Genomic DNA, 15,845 nt, shown 5'->3' with positions numbered 1-15,845 from the left:
CATGAGCACCTCCATGGACCTGATCAAGCCGCTGGTGACGCTGGTGGCCATCGTCAACCCGCTGGCCATCGTGCCCTTCTTCATCCACTACACGCAGGGCTACAGCGACGCGCAGCGCCGCCACACGGTGCGCATGTCGGCCTTCAGCGCGTTCGTGGTCATCGCGGTGAGCGCGCTGCTGGGCCTGCAGCTGCTGTCCTTCTTCGGCATTTCCATCGCGAGCTTCCAGGTCGGTGGCGGCCTGCTGCTGCTCATGAGCTCGCTGTCGATGCTCAACGCCCAGCCGGCCGAGAGCAAGACCAACGTCGAGGAGCTGCGCGCCACCGAGGTGAAGGCGTCGATGGGCGCGTCGATCGCGGTGGTGCCGCTCACCATTCCGCTGCTCACCGGCCCGGCCACCATCTCCACCGTGGTCATCTACGCCGACAAGGCGCAGCACCTGTGGGAGCTTGCAATTCTGGTGGGCTACGGCGTGGTGGTGGCGCTGGCCACCGCCCTGGCCTTCTCGCTCGCACAGCCGATCGCGCGTGTGCTCGGCAAGACCGGCATCAACATCATGACGCGGCTGATGGGGCTGATTCTTGCGGCACTCGCGGTCGAGGTGATGGCCGACGGGCTCGGCAAGCTGTTCCCGATCCTGAACAAGATCGGCTGAGCCGTCAGGCCAGCATCTTCTCGATGATCTTCCAGTGCGCCGACTCTACCGGCGTGATCGACAGCCGGTTGCCCTTGCGCAGCACGATCAGCTCGGCCAATTCGGGCTTTGCGCGCAACTCTGGCAACGCCAGCAGCCGCGTCTTGCGCACCGCCTGCACGTCGACCAGCAGCCAGCGCGGGTCGTCCTTCTTCGAGCCTGCGTCGTAGTAGGGCGACTTCGCGTCGAACTGCGTCGGATCGGCCTTGATGCCCGAGGCCACTCGCGCAATGCCGGCAATGCCCGGCTCCGGGCAGCTCGAGTGATAGAACAGCACGCCGTCGCCGACCTTCATGCCGTCGCGCATGAAGTTGCGTGCCTGATAGTTGCGCACGCCGGTCCACGCCACAGTGGCGCCGGGTGCGGCGAGTGCATCGTCGATCGAGACCTCGTCGGGCTCGGATTTCATCAACCAGTAATTGGGCATGGTCCCGTCATGGTGTCACATAGTCGGAGACCACGACCCACTTGCCGTCTTTGATCTGCGACAGGCGTGACTGGTCGTTGCCCAGGCGCTTGGTGGCCGTGTAGCTGCTCTTCGGGCTGCCGAACATGTCGGGCTCGAAGGTCATGCTGTCCATGGCCTTGATGAAGCTGTCGGTCGTGAGGTTCGGGCCGGCCTTGGTCGCCGCCTTGATGAACGAATCGATGATCACGTAACCGTACACCGAGAACACCGTCGGGTCTTCGTTGAACTTGGTCTTGTATTTGTTGGCCCAGAAGCGCAGCGGCTGCGACTGCTCGTCCGTGTAGGGGTTCTGCACCGTCATGGTGGCGTAGACGCCGTCCATCGCCTTGCCGCCCAGCTTGTGGATCAGGTCGGTGTAGGACGCGCTCGAACCCAGGAAGGTCGGGTTGAAGCCGGTCTTGCGCGACTCGCCCACGGTGCCGATGGTCTCGCGGATGATGGTGCCGAGCACCACGAGGTCGCAATTGGCGGCCTTCATCTTCGCGACCTGCGAGCTGAAGTCGGTGGCGCCGCGCTTGAACGAGGTTTTCTCGGCCAGCTCCATGCCCGCGGCCTTCAGGCCCGCCTCTGCGCCGCGCTGCACCTCGAGCCCGAACTCGTCGTCCTGGTAGATGGTGCAGACCTTCTTGGCGCCCTTGTCCTTGATCATCTTCGGCAGGGCCAGGCGGATCTGGTCGTAGTAGGTGGCAGCGAACGAATACTTCAGCCGGTTCAGCGGCTCGTACATTTCGCGCGCCGCGGTAATGGGCATGAAGTTGACGACGTTCTTGTCGAACTGCACCGGCATCGCCGCCATGTTCTGCGCCGTGCCGATGTGGCCGGCCATGATGAAGATCTTTTCCTGGTTCACCAGCTTCTGTGCAGCCAGCACCGCCTTCTTCGGGTCGTAGCCCGAGTCTTCGACGAACAGCTTGAGCTTGCGGCCGTTGAGGCTGCCCTGCTCGTTGAGTTCGTCCACCCGCAGCTGCATGCCGTTGCGCGCCTGCTTGCCGAAGCCCGCGAGCGGACCCGACAGGTCCTGGATTGTGCCGATGCGGATCTCGTCCTTGCTCACGCCCTGCTGCTGAGCGGACGCAAGCGTCGCGATCAGGCCCAGCACGGCCAGCGTCGTCAGTGTCTTGAGCTTCATGCGGTTGTCTCCTCGGGTTGACGGAAAAAACGAATCACCGGTACATGGCTTCTATGCGCTCGGCGTACTTGGTCTGCACCAGCTTGCGCTTGAGCTTCATCGTGGGCGTGAGCTCCTCGTCCTCGGCGCTGAGCTGCGTTTCGAGCAGAAAGAACTTCTTGATCTGCTCGACACGCGCGAACCTGGCGTTGACGCGATCGATCTCGCCCTGGATCAAATCCTGCACTTCCTTCGTGCGCGTCAGGCTCTCGTAGTTGCTGAACGGCACGTCGTGGTCCTGCGCAAACTTCTCGACGTTCTCCTGGTCGATCATGACGATCACCGTGAGGTAGGGCTTCTTGTCGCCGATGACCACGGCATCGGTGATGTAGAGGCTGAACTTGAGCTCGTTCTCCAGCTCGCTCGGCGTCACGTTCTTCCCACCCGCCGTGATGATGATGTCTTTCATCCGGTCGGTGATGCGGAAATACCCGTCCTCGTCCATCACGCCCACGTCGCCGGTGTGCAGCCAGCCTTCGGCGTCGATGGTCTCGGCGGTCTTCTCGGGCAGGTTGAGGTAACCCATGAAGACATTGGGGCCGCGCACCAGGATTTCGCTGGTGGCAGCGTCGATGCGCACCTCGTTGTAGCCCGTGGCCGGCCCGATCGAGCCCGGCTTGATGCGCGTGGCCGGCACGGCGGTAGAAGCGCCGCACGACTCCGTCATGCCCCACACCTCCAGCATCGGCACGCCGAGCGCGAGGTACCACTTGACCAGCTCGGGCGAAATTGGCGCCGCGCCCGTCACCAGGAAGCGCGACCGGTGAATGCCGATGAGCTTGCGCGCGTTGTCCAGAGCAAGCACACGCGCCAGCCTGAACTTGAACTTCAGCACCGGGCCGACGTCTTCGCCCGCCAGCACGCGATTGGCGATCTCCTCGCCAACGCCAATGCTCCACTTGTAGGCGGCCTGCTGCAGCGGGCTGGCCTCCTTCAGCGCGATCATCACGCCCGAATAGAACTTCTCCCACACGCGCGGCACTGCCGTGAACACGGTGGGCGCGATCTCGCGCACGTTCTCGGGCACCGTCTCGGGGTTCTCGACAAAGTTGAGGATCGAGCCGGTATACATCGCGAAGTACTCGCCGCCCATGCGCTCTGCGATGTGGCACAGCGGCAGGAAGCACATGCGCTCGTCCCTCTCGTCCTGCGCGATGAGCGTGTTGTAGCCGCGCGCGGTGTAAACGAGCCCCGCATGGCTGTGCATCGCGCCCTTGGGCTTGCCGGTGGTGCCCGAGGTGTAGACGAGGATGGCGAGGTCTTCGGGCCGGCAGGCGGCCACCGTGCGCTCGACGGCCTGCGGGTCTGCGGCCAGGTGCGCGCGGCCGAGGGTGCGCAGCACGTCGAGGCTCATCACCGCCGCATCGTCGAGGTCGCGCAGGCCTTCCATGTCGAACACGATCACGCAGCGCAGGCCCGGCAGGCCGGCGCGCACTTCGAGCGCCTTGTCGAGTTGCTCGTCGTCTTCAACGAAAAGCACGGTGGTGCGCGAGTCTTCGCAAAGATAGTGCACCTGCGAAGCCGCGTCGGTCGGATAGATGCCGTTGGACACACCACCGCAGCTGAGCACAGCCAGGTCGGCGAGCACCCATTCGATGACGGTGTTCGACAAAATCGACGCGCACTCGCCCGGCGCAAAGCCAATGGCCTGCAGCCCGGCCGCGATCTCGCGCACCGCGTCGGCCGTCTGGTGCCAGCTCCAGCTGCGCCAGATGCCCAGCTCCTTCTGCCGCATCCAGATGTTGTCGCCGCGCTGCTTCACGGCATTCCAGAACATCGCGGGAATGGTGTCGCCGGGCACGACGATGTCGAGCCGGGGTTCGAATGTGTTGAGTTCCCAGAGTCCTTGCATGGTGGCTACCTCCAGGTCTTTTTCTTCTTCCAGCGCCGCTCGCCGCGCACGCCGTCATCTTTCACGCCGAGGTAGAACTCCTTGATGTCTTCCTTCTCCCTCAGGCGTTCGCAGGAGTCTTCCATCACGATGCGGCCGTTCTCGAGCACGTAGCCATGGTCGGCCGCGTTGAGCGCCATGTTGGCGTTCTGCTCGACCAGCAAGATCGTGGTGCCGCGCTCGCGGTTGATGCGCACGACGATCTCGAAGATCTCCTTCGTCAGCTTCGGGCTCAGGCCAAGGCTGGGCTCGTCCAGAAGAATGAGATGCGGCGCGGCCATGATCGCGCGCGAGATGGCCAGCATCTGTTGCTGGCCACCCGACAGCAGGCCCGCGTCCTGCGTGGCCCGTTCGCGCAGGATGGGGAAGTAGGTGTAGACCGTCTCCATGTCCCGCGCCACGCCGTCGCGGTCCTTGCGGGTGTAAGCGCCCATCAGCAGGTTGTCCTTCACCGACAGCAGCGGAAACACCTCGCGCCCCTCGGGCACATGGCTCAGTCCCTGCTGGACGATGTAGGCCGGGTCCTTGGCGGTGATGTCCTTGCCCTGGAATTCGATGCTGCCCTTGCGGGGGTCGATGATTCCCGAGATGGTCTTCAAGATCGTTGTCTTGCCCGCGCCGTTGGAGCCAAGCACGGTTGCTATTTCGCCCTGACGGACTTTCAGGCTCACTCCTCTGATGGCCTTGATGGGGCCGTAGGCGCTTTCCACGTTCAGGAGTTGGAGTACTGCGTCGCTCATGCATGGGCTCCTTGCCGAAGCCCGGTGTGCGGTGCGGTGTGGGCGCCCCCTCTGTGCCGCTGAGGAGCGCAGCTTTCCGCGGACAAGGACCCGCCCTTGTTTGAGCGAAGCGAGTTTGGGCGGGACCCCGCGGAAGGCGAGCACCGCAAGGGAGCCCGAAGGGCCGGCATAGTGGGGGCGACCGCGCCGCACCGCATACCGGGCGCCCCCAAGGAGGTAGCGAACGAAGCACTCATGCCGCCGCCCTCCTCAAACTGCTCACGTCATCCACAGTCCCAAGATAAGCCTCGACAACACGCGAATCCGCCTGCACCTCGCGAGGCGACCCAGTAGCCAGCACTTCGCCCATGTTCATAGCGAGCACGCGATCAGACACTTTGGAAACAAGCGACATGTCATGCTCGACCATCAAGACAGACACCCCCAGCTCATGCTGAATGTCCTGAATCCAGAACGCCATATCCGCAGTCTCTTCAACATTGAGGCCTGAAGACGGCTCATCGAGCAGCAGCAACTTCGGCTCCGTGCACAACGCACGCGCCAGTTCCACCACCTTGCGAACGCCGTAGGGCAGCCCCGCCACCATCGAATCGCGGTGATGCTGAAGATCCAGCAGCTCGATCACCTGCTCCGCCTTCTCGCGCGCAGCAATCTCCGCGCGCCGGGTAGCGGGCGTGAAGAACACCTCGCTCCAGAACCCCGTCTGCCGGTGCGTGTGGCGACCGATCAGCAGGTTGTGCAGCACCGTCGCATGCTCGAACAACTCGATGTTCTGGAAAGTACGCGCAATGCCCAGCGCAGCAATCGCATGTGGCGCCTGCTGCGTCAGCGCAATCGGGCCGCCCTCCTCTCCATGCCACGTGATCTCGCCCGTGGTCGGCGTGTAGATGCGGCTGATCAGGTTGAACACCGTCGTCTTGCCCGCGCCGTTCGGGCCGATCAGCGTGAACACCTCGCCCCGCCGCACGTCGAAGCTCACCTTGTTGACCGCCAGCACACCGCCGAAGCGCACGCTCAGCTCTTTCGCGGAGAGAAGAATGTCGCCGTTCATCGCAACCGGTCCGACTTGGTGAACGACTTCTGCCGCTTGAACAGCCCCCTGCGGTAGAACGGAAACAGCTGCAGCCAGGTGCGGATCTTCAGCCAGCGTCCGTACAGCCCCAGCGGCTCGAACAGCACGAAGGCGATCAGCACCACGCCATAAACCAGCCCCTGCAACCCCGGCGCCTGGCCGATGACCGCCGGCAGCCAGTCCTTGCCAATGGAGATCAGCTGCGGCATCGCGATCAGGAAGATCGCCCCCAGGAACGCGCCGTGCACCGAACCGAGCCCGCCGATCACCACCATCAGCAGCAGGTCGATGGACTGCAGGATGCTGAACTGGTCCGGCGAGATGAAGCTGAGCTTGTGCGCATACAACGCCCCGCCCAGCCCCGCGAGCGCGGCCGAGATCGCGAACGACATCGTCTTGTAGCGCGCGAGGTGAATGCCCATGCTCTGCGCCGAAATTTCCGAGTCACGAATCGCGACGAAGGCCCGCCCCGTCGGCGAGCGCAGCAGGTTCAGGATGCCCAGCGTGCTCAGCACCGCCACCACCAGGCACAGAAAGTAGAACCCGTCGCCCGAGCCCAGCGACCAGCCGAAGAGCTGCGGCGACTTCACGTGCAAGCCCGCATTGCCGCCCGTCACGCTCTCCCACCGTGCGAACACCTCCTCGACGATGAAGCCGAACGACAGCGTCGCAATGCCGAGGTAGATGCCCTTCACGCGCAACGCTGGCAGCGCGACCACCACGCCCACCGCCGCCGACAACGCAGCAGCCGCCACCAGCGCCAGCGGAAACGGCACACCCAGGTTCGTCAACACGCCCTGTGTATACGCACCCGTGCCGAGGAACGCCGCATGCCCGATGGAAAACTGCCCCGTGAAGCCGGCCAGCAGCATCAGCCCCAACCCGACGATCCCGTAAATCAGCACGAAGGTCAGCTGCGCCAGCCAGTACTCGTCGATGACCCAAGGCGCAACGATGAGGAACGCAATGAGCAAGCCATACCAGAACACATGCCCACCGTGGCGCGCGAGGCGGATGTCCTGGTCGTAGCTGGTCTTGAAGATGAAGCGCATGGGATGTTCAGACCTTCTTGCGCAGCTTCTCGCCGAACAACCCGTTCGGCTTGATCATGAGCATCAGCAGCACCACGATGTACGGCGCCGTATCCTTGAAACCGTCGGGCAAGTAGAAGCCCGCGAACGACTCGACGATGCCGATCACCAGCCCGCCGACGATGGCACCCGGCAGGCTGCCGAAGCCCCCCACCACCGCCGCCGGAAAAGCCTTCAGCCCGATGAAGCCCATGTTCGCGTGCACGAAGGTGATGGGCGCCAGCAGCATGCCCGCAATGGCCGCGACCGCTGCCGCGAGCCCCCACACCAGCCCATTGAGCCGCTTCACCGGAATGCCCATGTAGTAGGCCGCCAGCTGGTTCTGCGACGAGGCCTGCATCGCGATGCCCAGCTTGCTGTAGCGGAACATCGCGAACAGCAGCCCGCACAGGATGGCCGTGGCGATGATGATCGCCAGCTGCTCCAGGTTGACCACCAGCTCGCCCAGCTTCCAGATCTGGTCCTTGTAGGGCACGGCCAGCGTGTGGGTTTCGGTGCCGATGCCCGGCACCATGGTGATGAGCCCCCGCGCCACGTAGGCGATGCCGATGGTCAGCATCACGATGGAGAACTGCGGCTGCCCGAGGATGGGCCGTATCACCACCAGTTCGAGCAGCACACCGAAGGCCGCCATCGCCACCACAGCGAAGATCGCCGCGAGCCAGAACGGCATGCCGAACAGCGACATGCCGGCGAACGCGCCGAAGGCACCGAGCATCATCAGATCGCCCTGCGCGAAGCTCACCGTCTCGGTGGCCTTGTAGATCAGCACGAAGCCCAGCGCGATCAGGCCGTAGATGCAACCTTGCGCAATGCCCGACAGCAGGAGTTGAAGGATCTGCATGGGGCCCCTGCGCCGCGCCTACTGCCTGAAGCCGCCGGCCGCGTCATGCAGCGCGAGGCGGCGCGAGCCGGCCACGATGTCGCTGGGCTTGAGGCCGTAGACCTGGCGGATCGAATGGCTGAAGTGCGTCGAGTCGGGGTAGCCGGTGTCGAGCGCGATGTCGGTCAGTGTGCTGCCCTGTTGCACGTAGCGCAGCAGGCTGCGCGCACGCTTCCATGCGCGGAAGGCGCGAAAGGCCATGCCCGTTTCCTGCTTGAACAAGTGCAGGAAGCGCGAGAAAGACAGGTGCACCGAGGCGGCGCACTCCTCGGCCGACATCGGCGTCGCGGGGTCGGCGTTGATGGCGTCGGCCACCTTGCGGATGCGCGCATCGAGCGCGCGCGGCGCCAGCGCTTCGCCGAAGAACATCGCATCGAAGTCGAAGCCCTCGAAGCTCATGCCGCGCGCCGAGGCCGCCAGCAGGTGCGCATGGGCCTCTCGCAAGCGCTGCACGAAGGCCGGTGCCTCGACCGGGCCGCAGTGCTGCAAAAAGGCCGGCATGCGCGCGGGATCGACCGACTCCGACTCGATCAGTAGGTTGAAGATCAGCGGGTGCGCGCTCTCCACCTGGTGCAGCACGTGCGGCGGCACCACGATGAATTCACCGGTCATCCACGCCCCGCCGCCGATGCGGATGCGGTTGGGCGGCGCGCCGGCGGGCGACACGTACACGCCGTGCCCGCCCATCGTGCGCTCGGCGGCGGCGCCGAGCAGGCCGGCATAGAACACGCGATGCGGCGTGAGCCACATCAGGCGTTCCCCCTGCCGTGCGGCGCCGCGCTCGGGCGGCGTCGTCCTCGTTCGCTGCATGGTGTTTGTCTCCTGCATCGGTGGACTGCCACTGCGGGGTGGCGTCTTTGTTGGCTGGATCGTAGCGGCGCGAGCCGCCCGCGCGATATCGATTTGCGCGGGGACTTTCCCTAGGCCGGTGCCAGTGCGCGGCGCAGTTCGGCGGCGCAAAGCGCCACTGCGGTGTTGGCCTCGTCGAGCACCTTGCCCATGGGCACGAAGCCATGGATCTGGCGCTCGAAGCACACGTACATGGCGCGGTTGCCCGCGGCCGTGAGCGCCTCCGCATAGGCCAGCCCTTCGTCGCGCAGCGGGTCGTAGCCAGCCGTGAGCACCAGTGCGGGCGGCAGCTTCGACAGGTCGGTGTGCAACAGCGGCGAGGCGCGCCAGTCGAGGTCGTGCGCCGGGTCGGTGATGTAGTGGTCGTGGAAGTAGCGGATGGTGTCTGCCGTCAGCAGATAGCCCTGGCCGTTCGTCTGGTGCGAGGCATGGCCACGCCGCATGTCGGTGGCCGGGTAGATCAGCAACTGGAAGGCAATGGGCAGGTCGCCAGCATCGCGCGCGGCGATCGACACCACCGCCGCGAGGTTGCCGCCGGCGCTGTCGCCACCGACTGCGAGCCGGTTCGCATCGAGCCCCAGCGCCGCGGCCTCGCGGCACACCCACCGGGTAGCGGCCAGCACGTCGTCGACCGCGGCGGGAAAGCGGTGCTCCGGGCCCATGCGGTAGTCGACCGCGACCACCGCACAGCCTGCGCCGTTGGCCAGCTCGCGGCACAGCACGTCGTGCGTGTCGAGGTCGCCGATGACCCAGCCCCCGCCGTGGTAGTACACCAGCACCGGCAGCGGGCCTGCGCCGGAGCCGAGCGGCCGGTAGAGCCGCACCGGGATGGTGCCGTGCGGGCCGTCGGCGGCCAGGTCGCGCACCTCGGCCACTTCGGCCGGCAGCGGCTGCGTGGCGACACGGCGTTCACGGTAGAAGGTCCGCGCGTCGGCGGGCGACAGGGTGTGCGTCGGCGGAATGCCGCGCGCCTCGATGAAGTCGAGCAAGGCGCGAGCCTGGGGGTGCAGCATGGTGTCTCCGGTGGAACCACTCGACCATGCCCGCGCCGTTGCGGCGCGGCTTGCGAAAACTGGCTATGCCTTGCGCGGCTTCACGCGCGAGGCGGCTTCCTTGGCGAGCTTGCGGGCCGTGTCGATGTCGGCCGCGTGCACCAGCGCCACGCCCATGCGGCGCTTCAGGAAGCTCTCGGGCTTGCCGAACAGGCGGATGTCACTGCCAGGCACCTGCAGCGCCTCGGCCACGCCGTCGAAGGCGATGCCGGTGGCATCCACGCCGCCGTAGATCACCGCGCTGGCACCCGGGCTCTTGAGGGTGGTGTCGACCGGCAGGCCGAGGATGGCGCGCGCATGCAGCTCGAACTCGTTCTGCCACTGCGTGGCCATGGTGACCATGCCGGTGTCGTGCGGGCGCGGGCTGACTTCGCTGAACCAGACCTCATCGCCCTTCACGAACAGCTCGACGCCGAAGAGGCCCTGGCCACCAAGGTCGGCCGTCACGGCCTGTGCGATCTGCTGTGCCTTCTGCAGCGCGGCGGGCGCCATGGGGTGCGGCTGCCAGCTTTCCACGTAGTCGCCGCTCACCTGCACGTGGCCGATGGGATCGCAGAACTGCGTCTGCACAGCACCGCCGGCATCCTTGGCGCGCACGGTGAGCAGCGTGATCTCGTAGTCGAAGTCGATGAAGCCCTCGACGATCACGCGGCCATGGCTCACGCGGCCGCCGGCCATGGCGTAGTCCCAGGCCTTCTGCACGTCGGCGGGGCCGTCGATCTTGCTCTGGCCCTTGCCGGAGCTGCTCATCACGGGCTTGACGATGCAGGGGTAGCCAATGCCCCCATCGATGGCGGCTTGCAGCTCGGCCAGCGAGTCGCAGAACTTGTAGGGGCTGGTCGGCACGCCCAGCGTCTCGGCGGCCAGGCGGCGGATGCCTTCTCGGTCCATCGTCAGGCGGGCGGCGCGGGCCGTGGGAATCACGCGCACCACGCCGGCGTCTTCGAGCTGCTGCAGCATGGGCGTGGCGATGGCCTCGATCTCTGGCACCACCAGCGTGGGCTTCTCGGCCTCGATCAGCGCTTTGAGCTGCTCGGGGTCGCTCATGGTGATGGTGCGCGCGTGGTGCGCCACCTGCTGGCCGGGGGCGTTCTCATAGCGGTCGACGGCAATGGTCTCGACGCCGAGGCGCTGCAGGGCGATCAGCACCTCCTTGCCTAGTTCGCCGGAGCCCAGGAGCATCACGCGGGTTGCAGAGGGGGAAAGGGGGGTGCCGAGGGTGGTCATGGTCGGAGGGTCGAAAAGAGCGGGAAAACGAGCAGGGAAAAGCAACCGCCGCACTGTAAGCCACCGGCGGGCCGCCGGTGTCGCACACGGCAACGGCGCGGCTGCGGGGCTGCTTCACAATCGATGTTTTGCCGTGGCGCCAGCTGCGTGCACCCCCTTTTTGTTTTCTTCAAGGAGTTCTCTCATGGCTATCCAGACTGTCGGCATCATCGGTGCCGGAACGATGGGCAACGGCATCGCGCAGGCCTGCGCTGTGGCCGGCGTGAAGGTGGTGATGGTCGACATCGCCCAGGCAGCGGTCGACAAGGGCCTGGCCACCGTATCGGGCAGCCTCGACCGCCTGATCAAGAAAGAAAAGCTCACCACCGAGCAGAAGACCGCCGCGCTGGCGCTGATCCAGGGCTCGACCAACTACGAAGACCTGAAGAGCGCGCAGCTGGTGATCGAGGCCGCCACCGAGAACCACGCGCTCAAGCTCAAGATCCTCAAGCAGGTCGACGACATGCTGGCGCCCGAGGTGATCATCGCGTCGAACACCTCGTCGATCTCGATCACGCAACTGGCGGCCGCCACCTCGCGCCCTGACCGCTTCATCGGCATGCACTTCTTCAACCCGGTGCCGATGATGGCGCTGGTGGAGCTGATCCGCGGCTACCTCACGAGCGACGCCACGCACGACGCGGTGAAGGCGCTGGCCGAGACGCTCGGCAAGTCGCCGATCACGGTGAAGAACGCGCCGGGCTTCGTGGTCAACCGCATCCTGGTGCCAATGATCAACGAGGCCTTCTTCGTACTGGCCGAGGGCATCGCCACGGCGGAAGACATCGATGCCGGCATGAAGCTGGGCTGCAATCAGCCCATCGGCCCGCTGGCACTGGCCGACATGATCGGCCTGGACGTGTGCCTGGCCGTGATGGAGGTGTACCTGGAGCAGTTCGGCGATTCCAAGTACCGCCCCTGCCCGCTGCTGAAGGAAATGGTGGCAGCCGGCCAGCTCGGCCGCAAGACCGGCCGCGGCGTGTACACGTACTGAGCCGCGCAGCCATAACAACAACACGGAGACAAGACCGATGACTGCGACCCCCACCACCCCACCGGCAGAAGGCTGCATCGACACCCAGGTGCTCGACCACGTGCTGCTGATCGGCATCAACCGCCCCGCCAAGCGCAACGGCTGGACGCCGCCGATGTTCAAGCAGCTGGCCGAGGCCTACACCCGGCTCGACGACGACCCGAACCTGCGCGTGGGCGTGCTGCATGCCTTCGGCGACCACTTCACGGCGGGCCTCGACCTGCCGGCGGTCACCGAGTACATGAAGCGCGGCGAGAAGGCCATTCCGGCCGGCATGGTGGAGCCGCACGACTTCGGCCTGCCCGACTACCGCCGCCGCACCAAGCCGATGGTGGTTGCGGTGAAAGGCATCTGCTTCACGGTGGGCATCGAGCTGATGCTGGGCGCCGACATCGTGGTGGCGGCCGACAACTGCCGCTTCTCGCAGATGGAAGTGCAGCGCGGCATCATGGCCACGGGCGGCGCCACGCTGCGCATGGCCGAGCGCGCGGGCGTGGGCAACGCGATGCTGCATCTGCTCACGGCGGACGAGTTCGACAGCGCCGAGGCCTATCGCCTCAACTTCGTGCAGAAGGTGGTGCCGGCCGGGCAAGAGCTCGATGCGGCGCTGGCCATTGCGCAGCGCATCGCGGCACAGGCGCCGCTGGCGGTGGTGGCCACGCGGCTCAATGTGATCAAGGCGGTCGAGCAGGGGCCGCTGGCAGCGGTGTCGGAGTTCATCGAGACGCAGAAGCTCCTGTCGAACAGCGAGGACGCCGCCGAGGGCGTGCGCTCCTTCATCGAGCGCCGCCCGGCGCGGTTCAGCGGCCGTTGATCCCCTTCTTCATCCAGAACAACAACATGCCCCTCTTCATTCGCACGGCGCTTGCCGCCGCCTTCACCCTGCTCGCCGTGAACACAACCTCCGCCCAGACGCCCACGCCCCCCGCGCTGCCAGACCCCGCGGCAACCTCGGTCGATGCGCTGGGCTGGATGAAGGGCTTCCCGCCCGCGCCCGACAAGCTCATCACCTTCGACAACCCGGCCGGCGGCGTGTTTCCGCGCACGCGCTGGAGCTTCTCGCACGTGCGCGAGACGGTACCCACCGCCAACGTGTGGCGCGGCAACGGCGCGGCCAGCCCGCTGCCGGCGGCAACGCCGCGCTTCGACATCGAGGCTGTCACGTTCAAGCCTCTTGGGAGTACAGGCAGTGAGCAAACGCTCAACTTCGCCCAGATGATCTCCGGCACCTACACCGACGGCATCCTGGTGCTGCACCGCGGCAAGGTGGTCTACGAGAAGTACTTCGGCGCGCTCACGGCCGAGCGTCCGCACATCGCGATGTCGGTCACCAAGTCCTTCGTGGGCACGCTGGCGGCCATCCTCGCGGACGAGGGCAAGCTGGACCCGGCCGCGCCCGTCACCAAGTACCTTCCCGAGCTCAAGGACACGGCCTACGGCGACGCCACCGTGCGCCAGGTGATGGACATGACCGTGGGCGTGCACTACTCCGAGAACTACGCCGACCCCAAGGCCGAGATCTGGGACTACGCCCGTGCCGGCGGCATGCTCACCCAGGGCCAGAACTACACCGGCCCCAAGTCGTTCTACGAATTCCTGGTCACGCTGAAGAAGGAAGGCGAGCACGGCGACGCGTTCGCCTACAAGACCGTCAACGCAGAAGTGCTGGCCTGGATCGTGCGCCGCGCCAGCAACCAGTCGCTGGCCGATCTGCTGAGCGAGAAGATCTGGCGCCGCATCGGCGCCGAGCAGGACGCGTATTTCATGGTCGACCGCATCGGCACCGAGTCGGGCGGCGGTGGCCTCAACACAGTGCTGCGCGACCTCGCGCGCTTCGGCGAGACCATGCGCAACGGCGGCCGTGCACCCAACGGGCAGCAAGCGATTCCGAAGGCGGTGGTGGAAGACATCCAGCGCGGCGGCGACCCGGCGAAGTTCGTGAAGGCCGGCTATCCGCTGCTCAAGGGCTGGTCGTACCGCGACATGTGGTGGGTGTCGCACAACCCGCACGGTGCCTACATGGCGCGCGGCATCCACGGCCAGAGCATCTATGTGGACCCGAAGGCCGAGATGGTGATCGTTCGCTATGCGGCGCACCCGGTGGCCGCCAACGGCGCGAACGATCCGCTGACGCTGCCCGCGTTCCAGGCGATGGCCGAGGCGCTGATGCGCCCCTGAGCCTCAGGCGGCAGCCCGCTCGCGGGCAATGACCAGGAGCCCGTCCATGATCAGGCTCTCGACCAGCTCGAAGTGCCCGTTCATGACGGGCGCCATCTTCCAGCCCGCGCCGCCGGTCATGTAGCAGGCCGGCTCCATGCCGCAGTGCGAGCGCACGTGCTGCACCATGCGCTCGACCGCGCCGGCAATGGCGTAGGTGCCGCCGCTGGTGAGCGCGTCGCTGGTGTTGGTGGGGAATTCGCGCACCTCGCCGGTGGGCACGTGCAGCCCCGCCGTGCCCGACTCCAGCGCGCGCAGCATGATGCCGTGGCCCGGCAGGATCAGGCCGCCGAGGAACTTGCCTTCGGTGTCGATCGCCTCGACGGTCACGGCCGTGCCGATCAGTACCACCACCATCGGCCGCGGCGGCTGCCCGGGTCTCTCGGCCAGCATGCGGTGGCGCGCGCCGATCATCGCCACGAAGCGGTCGGCGCCCAGGCGCGTGGGATGGTCGTAGCCGTTGACGATGCCGGCCTCGCCAGCGCTGGGCATCACCCAGCGGGGAGTACAGTCGAAGCGCTCGACGATCTGTTCTTCGGCGCGCCGCCGCACCGCGTCGCCGGCCACCACGCAGCCCAGCATGGAGCCGGGCGAAGGCAGGTCGGCCCAGGGGCCGTCGGCCAGCCGTTCGATGTGGTCGAGGAATTCGGCGCCCTGCGCCTGCAACGCGGCGCCGGGGCGGGCCGAGTCGTAGAGCGCCCATTTGAGGCGGGTGTTGCCGATGTCGATGGCGAGGAAGGGGGATGACATGCGCGGGATTATTGCGACTTTGTGTCTATTCCTGCTGGCGCGTCGCTGACACACGCGGCCTGGGCCTACGCCGGCCCTCGGTGTTCCGCCGCTACATTCGCCAATTCCATCCACCACCGCACAAGGAGAAAGCCATGGGATTGCTGAGTTTCATCAAGGAGGCGGGCGAGAAACTGTTCGGCGGATCGTCGGCGCAGGCCGCCACGCCCGACGCCAATGCGGCTGCGGCAGCCGCCATCAAGACCTACATCGAGACGCAGAACCTCGGCCTCACGGGCCTCGAGGTGACCTACACGGCCAGCAGCGGCGTGGTCACTCTTGCCGGCCAGGCGCCCTCGCAGGAAGCCAGCGAGAAAGCCTCGCTGGCCGCTGGCAACGTTGCCAACGTGACGAGCGTGGAGAACAACCTCGTGGCCCCGGCCGCGCCGCCCGCGCAGTACCACGACGTGGTAAGAGGCGACACGCTGTCGGCCATCTCGAAGAAGTACTACGGCGATGCCAACAAGTACAACGCGATCTTCGAGGCTAACAAGCCGATGCTGAGCAGTCCGGACAAGATCTATCCGGGGCAGAAGCTGCGGATTCCGGCGCTCTGACCACGGCTGGATCAAAAAAGGCTCACCGGTTTCGGTGGGCCTTTTTTTCGGGGTGCATGCGAATGACGCCGGGT

General features: G+C 66.1%; 16 protein-coding genes. 5 read left to right on the top strand and 11 right to left on the bottom strand.

What is annotated here, in order from left to right:
- Nucleotide 1 precedes the first annotated feature (1 nt).
- On the top strand, nt 2-655 hold the full coding sequence (locus ACZYSP_RS28290; protein WP_093058714.1) for a MarC family protein: 654 nt from the start codon (nt 2-4) through the stop codon (nt 653-655).
- A 4-nt stretch (nt 656-659) separates the two neighbouring features.
- Here the strand turns inward: ACZYSP_RS28290 and ACZYSP_RS28285 are convergent, their stop codons facing one another.
- The 10 genes from ACZYSP_RS28285 to purT all read right to left on the bottom strand — a co-directional run bounded on the left by ACZYSP_RS28285 (nt 660) and on the right by purT (nt 11,136).
- Nucleotides 660-1,121, bottom strand: coding sequence for an EVE domain-containing protein (locus ACZYSP_RS28285; RefSeq protein ID WP_489017842.1), 462 nt, complete (start codon nt 1,119-1,121; stop codon nt 660-662).
- Between the two features lie 7 nt (nt 1,122-1,128).
- Nucleotides 1,129-2,292 (bottom strand): ABC transporter substrate-binding protein, encoded by a 1,164-nt coding sequence (locus ACZYSP_RS28280; RefSeq protein WP_093058712.1) that lies wholly within the window; start codon nt 2,290-2,292, stop codon nt 1,129-1,131.
- Between the two features lie 34 nt (nt 2,293-2,326).
- Nucleotides 2,327-4,183 carry an AMP-dependent synthetase/ligase gene (locus ACZYSP_RS28275; protein ID WP_489017839.1) on the bottom strand — a complete coding sequence of 619 codons (1,857 nt, stop codon included), beginning with the start codon at nt 4,181-4,183 and terminating at the stop codon, nt 2,327-2,329.
- 5 nt (nt 4,184-4,188) lie between these two features.
- The gene (locus tag ACZYSP_RS28270) at nt 4,189-4,962 is read right to left on the bottom strand and encodes an ABC transporter ATP-binding protein (protein ID WP_093058710.1); all 774 of its coding nucleotides are present in this window, start codon (nt 4,960-4,962) and stop codon (nt 4,189-4,191) included.
- Between the two features lie 232 nt (nt 4,963-5,194).
- On the bottom strand, nt 5,195-6,013 hold the full coding sequence (locus ACZYSP_RS28265) for an ABC transporter ATP-binding protein (RefSeq protein WP_354336764.1): 819 nt from the start codon (nt 6,011-6,013) through the stop codon (nt 5,195-5,197).
- Nucleotides 6,010-7,086: a branched-chain amino acid ABC transporter permease gene (locus ACZYSP_RS28260; protein WP_093058708.1), complete on the bottom strand. Its 1,077-nt coding sequence runs from the start codon at nt 7,084-7,086 to the stop codon at nt 6,010-6,012. The genes ACZYSP_RS28265 and ACZYSP_RS28260 overlap by 4 nt, the downstream gene beginning before the upstream one ends.
- Nucleotides 7,087-7,093: 7 nt before the next feature.
- Nucleotides 7,094-7,969: a branched-chain amino acid ABC transporter permease gene (locus ACZYSP_RS28255; protein WP_093058707.1), complete on the bottom strand. Its 876-nt coding sequence runs from the start codon at nt 7,967-7,969 to the stop codon at nt 7,094-7,096.
- An 18-nt stretch (nt 7,970-7,987) separates the two neighbouring features.
- Complete coding sequence (locus tag ACZYSP_RS28250; RefSeq protein WP_093058737.1) at nt 7,988-8,818, bottom strand: helix-turn-helix domain-containing protein; 831 nt, start codon at nt 8,816-8,818, stop codon at nt 7,988-7,990.
- A gap of 110 nt (nt 8,819-8,928) precedes the next feature.
- The gene (locus ACZYSP_RS28245) at nt 8,929-9,870 is read right to left on the bottom strand and encodes an alpha/beta hydrolase (RefSeq protein ID WP_489017835.1); all 942 of its coding nucleotides are present in this window, start codon (nt 9,868-9,870) and stop codon (nt 8,929-8,931) included.
- 63 nt (nt 9,871-9,933) lie between these two features.
- Nucleotides 9,934-11,136, bottom strand: coding sequence for a formate-dependent phosphoribosylglycinamide formyltransferase (gene purT / locus ACZYSP_RS28240; RefSeq protein WP_354336762.1), 1,203 nt, complete (start codon nt 11,134-11,136; stop codon nt 9,934-9,936).
- 184 nt (nt 11,137-11,320) lie between these two features.
- On the opposite strand from purT, the gene ACZYSP_RS28235 reads away from it, so the two are divergent.
- From ACZYSP_RS28235 to ACZYSP_RS28225, 3 genes are read left to right on the top strand one after another with little or no spacing between them, the layout of a single operon-like run.
- A complete protein-coding gene (locus tag ACZYSP_RS28235; protein ID WP_093058704.1) occupies nt 11,321-12,169 on the top strand; it encodes a 3-hydroxybutyryl-CoA dehydrogenase in 849 nt (282 codons plus the stop codon).
- Between the two features lie 37 nt (nt 12,170-12,206).
- Nucleotides 12,207-13,022 (top strand): crotonase/enoyl-CoA hydratase family protein, encoded by an 816-nt coding sequence (locus ACZYSP_RS28230; RefSeq protein ID WP_489017833.1) that lies wholly within the window; start codon nt 12,207-12,209, stop codon nt 13,020-13,022.
- 26 nt (nt 13,023-13,048) lie between these two features.
- Nucleotides 13,049-14,386, top strand: coding sequence for a serine hydrolase domain-containing protein (locus ACZYSP_RS28225; RefSeq protein ID WP_489017831.1), 1,338 nt, complete (start codon nt 13,049-13,051; stop codon nt 14,384-14,386).
- Between the two features lie 3 nt (nt 14,387-14,389).
- On the opposite strand, the gene ACZYSP_RS28220 is transcribed toward ACZYSP_RS28225, so the two are convergent.
- Nucleotides 14,390-15,175, bottom strand: coding sequence for a type III pantothenate kinase (locus ACZYSP_RS28220; protein WP_093081040.1), 786 nt, complete (start codon nt 15,173-15,175; stop codon nt 14,390-14,392).
- A gap of 134 nt (nt 15,176-15,309) precedes the next feature.
- On the opposite strand from ACZYSP_RS28220, the gene lysM reads away from it, so the two are divergent.
- Complete coding sequence (gene lysM / locus ACZYSP_RS28215; RefSeq protein WP_489017829.1) at nt 15,310-15,771, top strand: peptidoglycan-binding protein LysM; 462 nt, start codon at nt 15,310-15,312, stop codon at nt 15,769-15,771.
- The last annotated feature ends 74 nt before the right edge of the window (nt 15,772-15,845 follow it).

Source organism: Variovorax sp. F042 (genome assembly GCF_057814215.1).
Note: the sequence above shows the minus strand (reverse complement) of the source record. Positions and strands in the feature narration are given on the sequence as shown.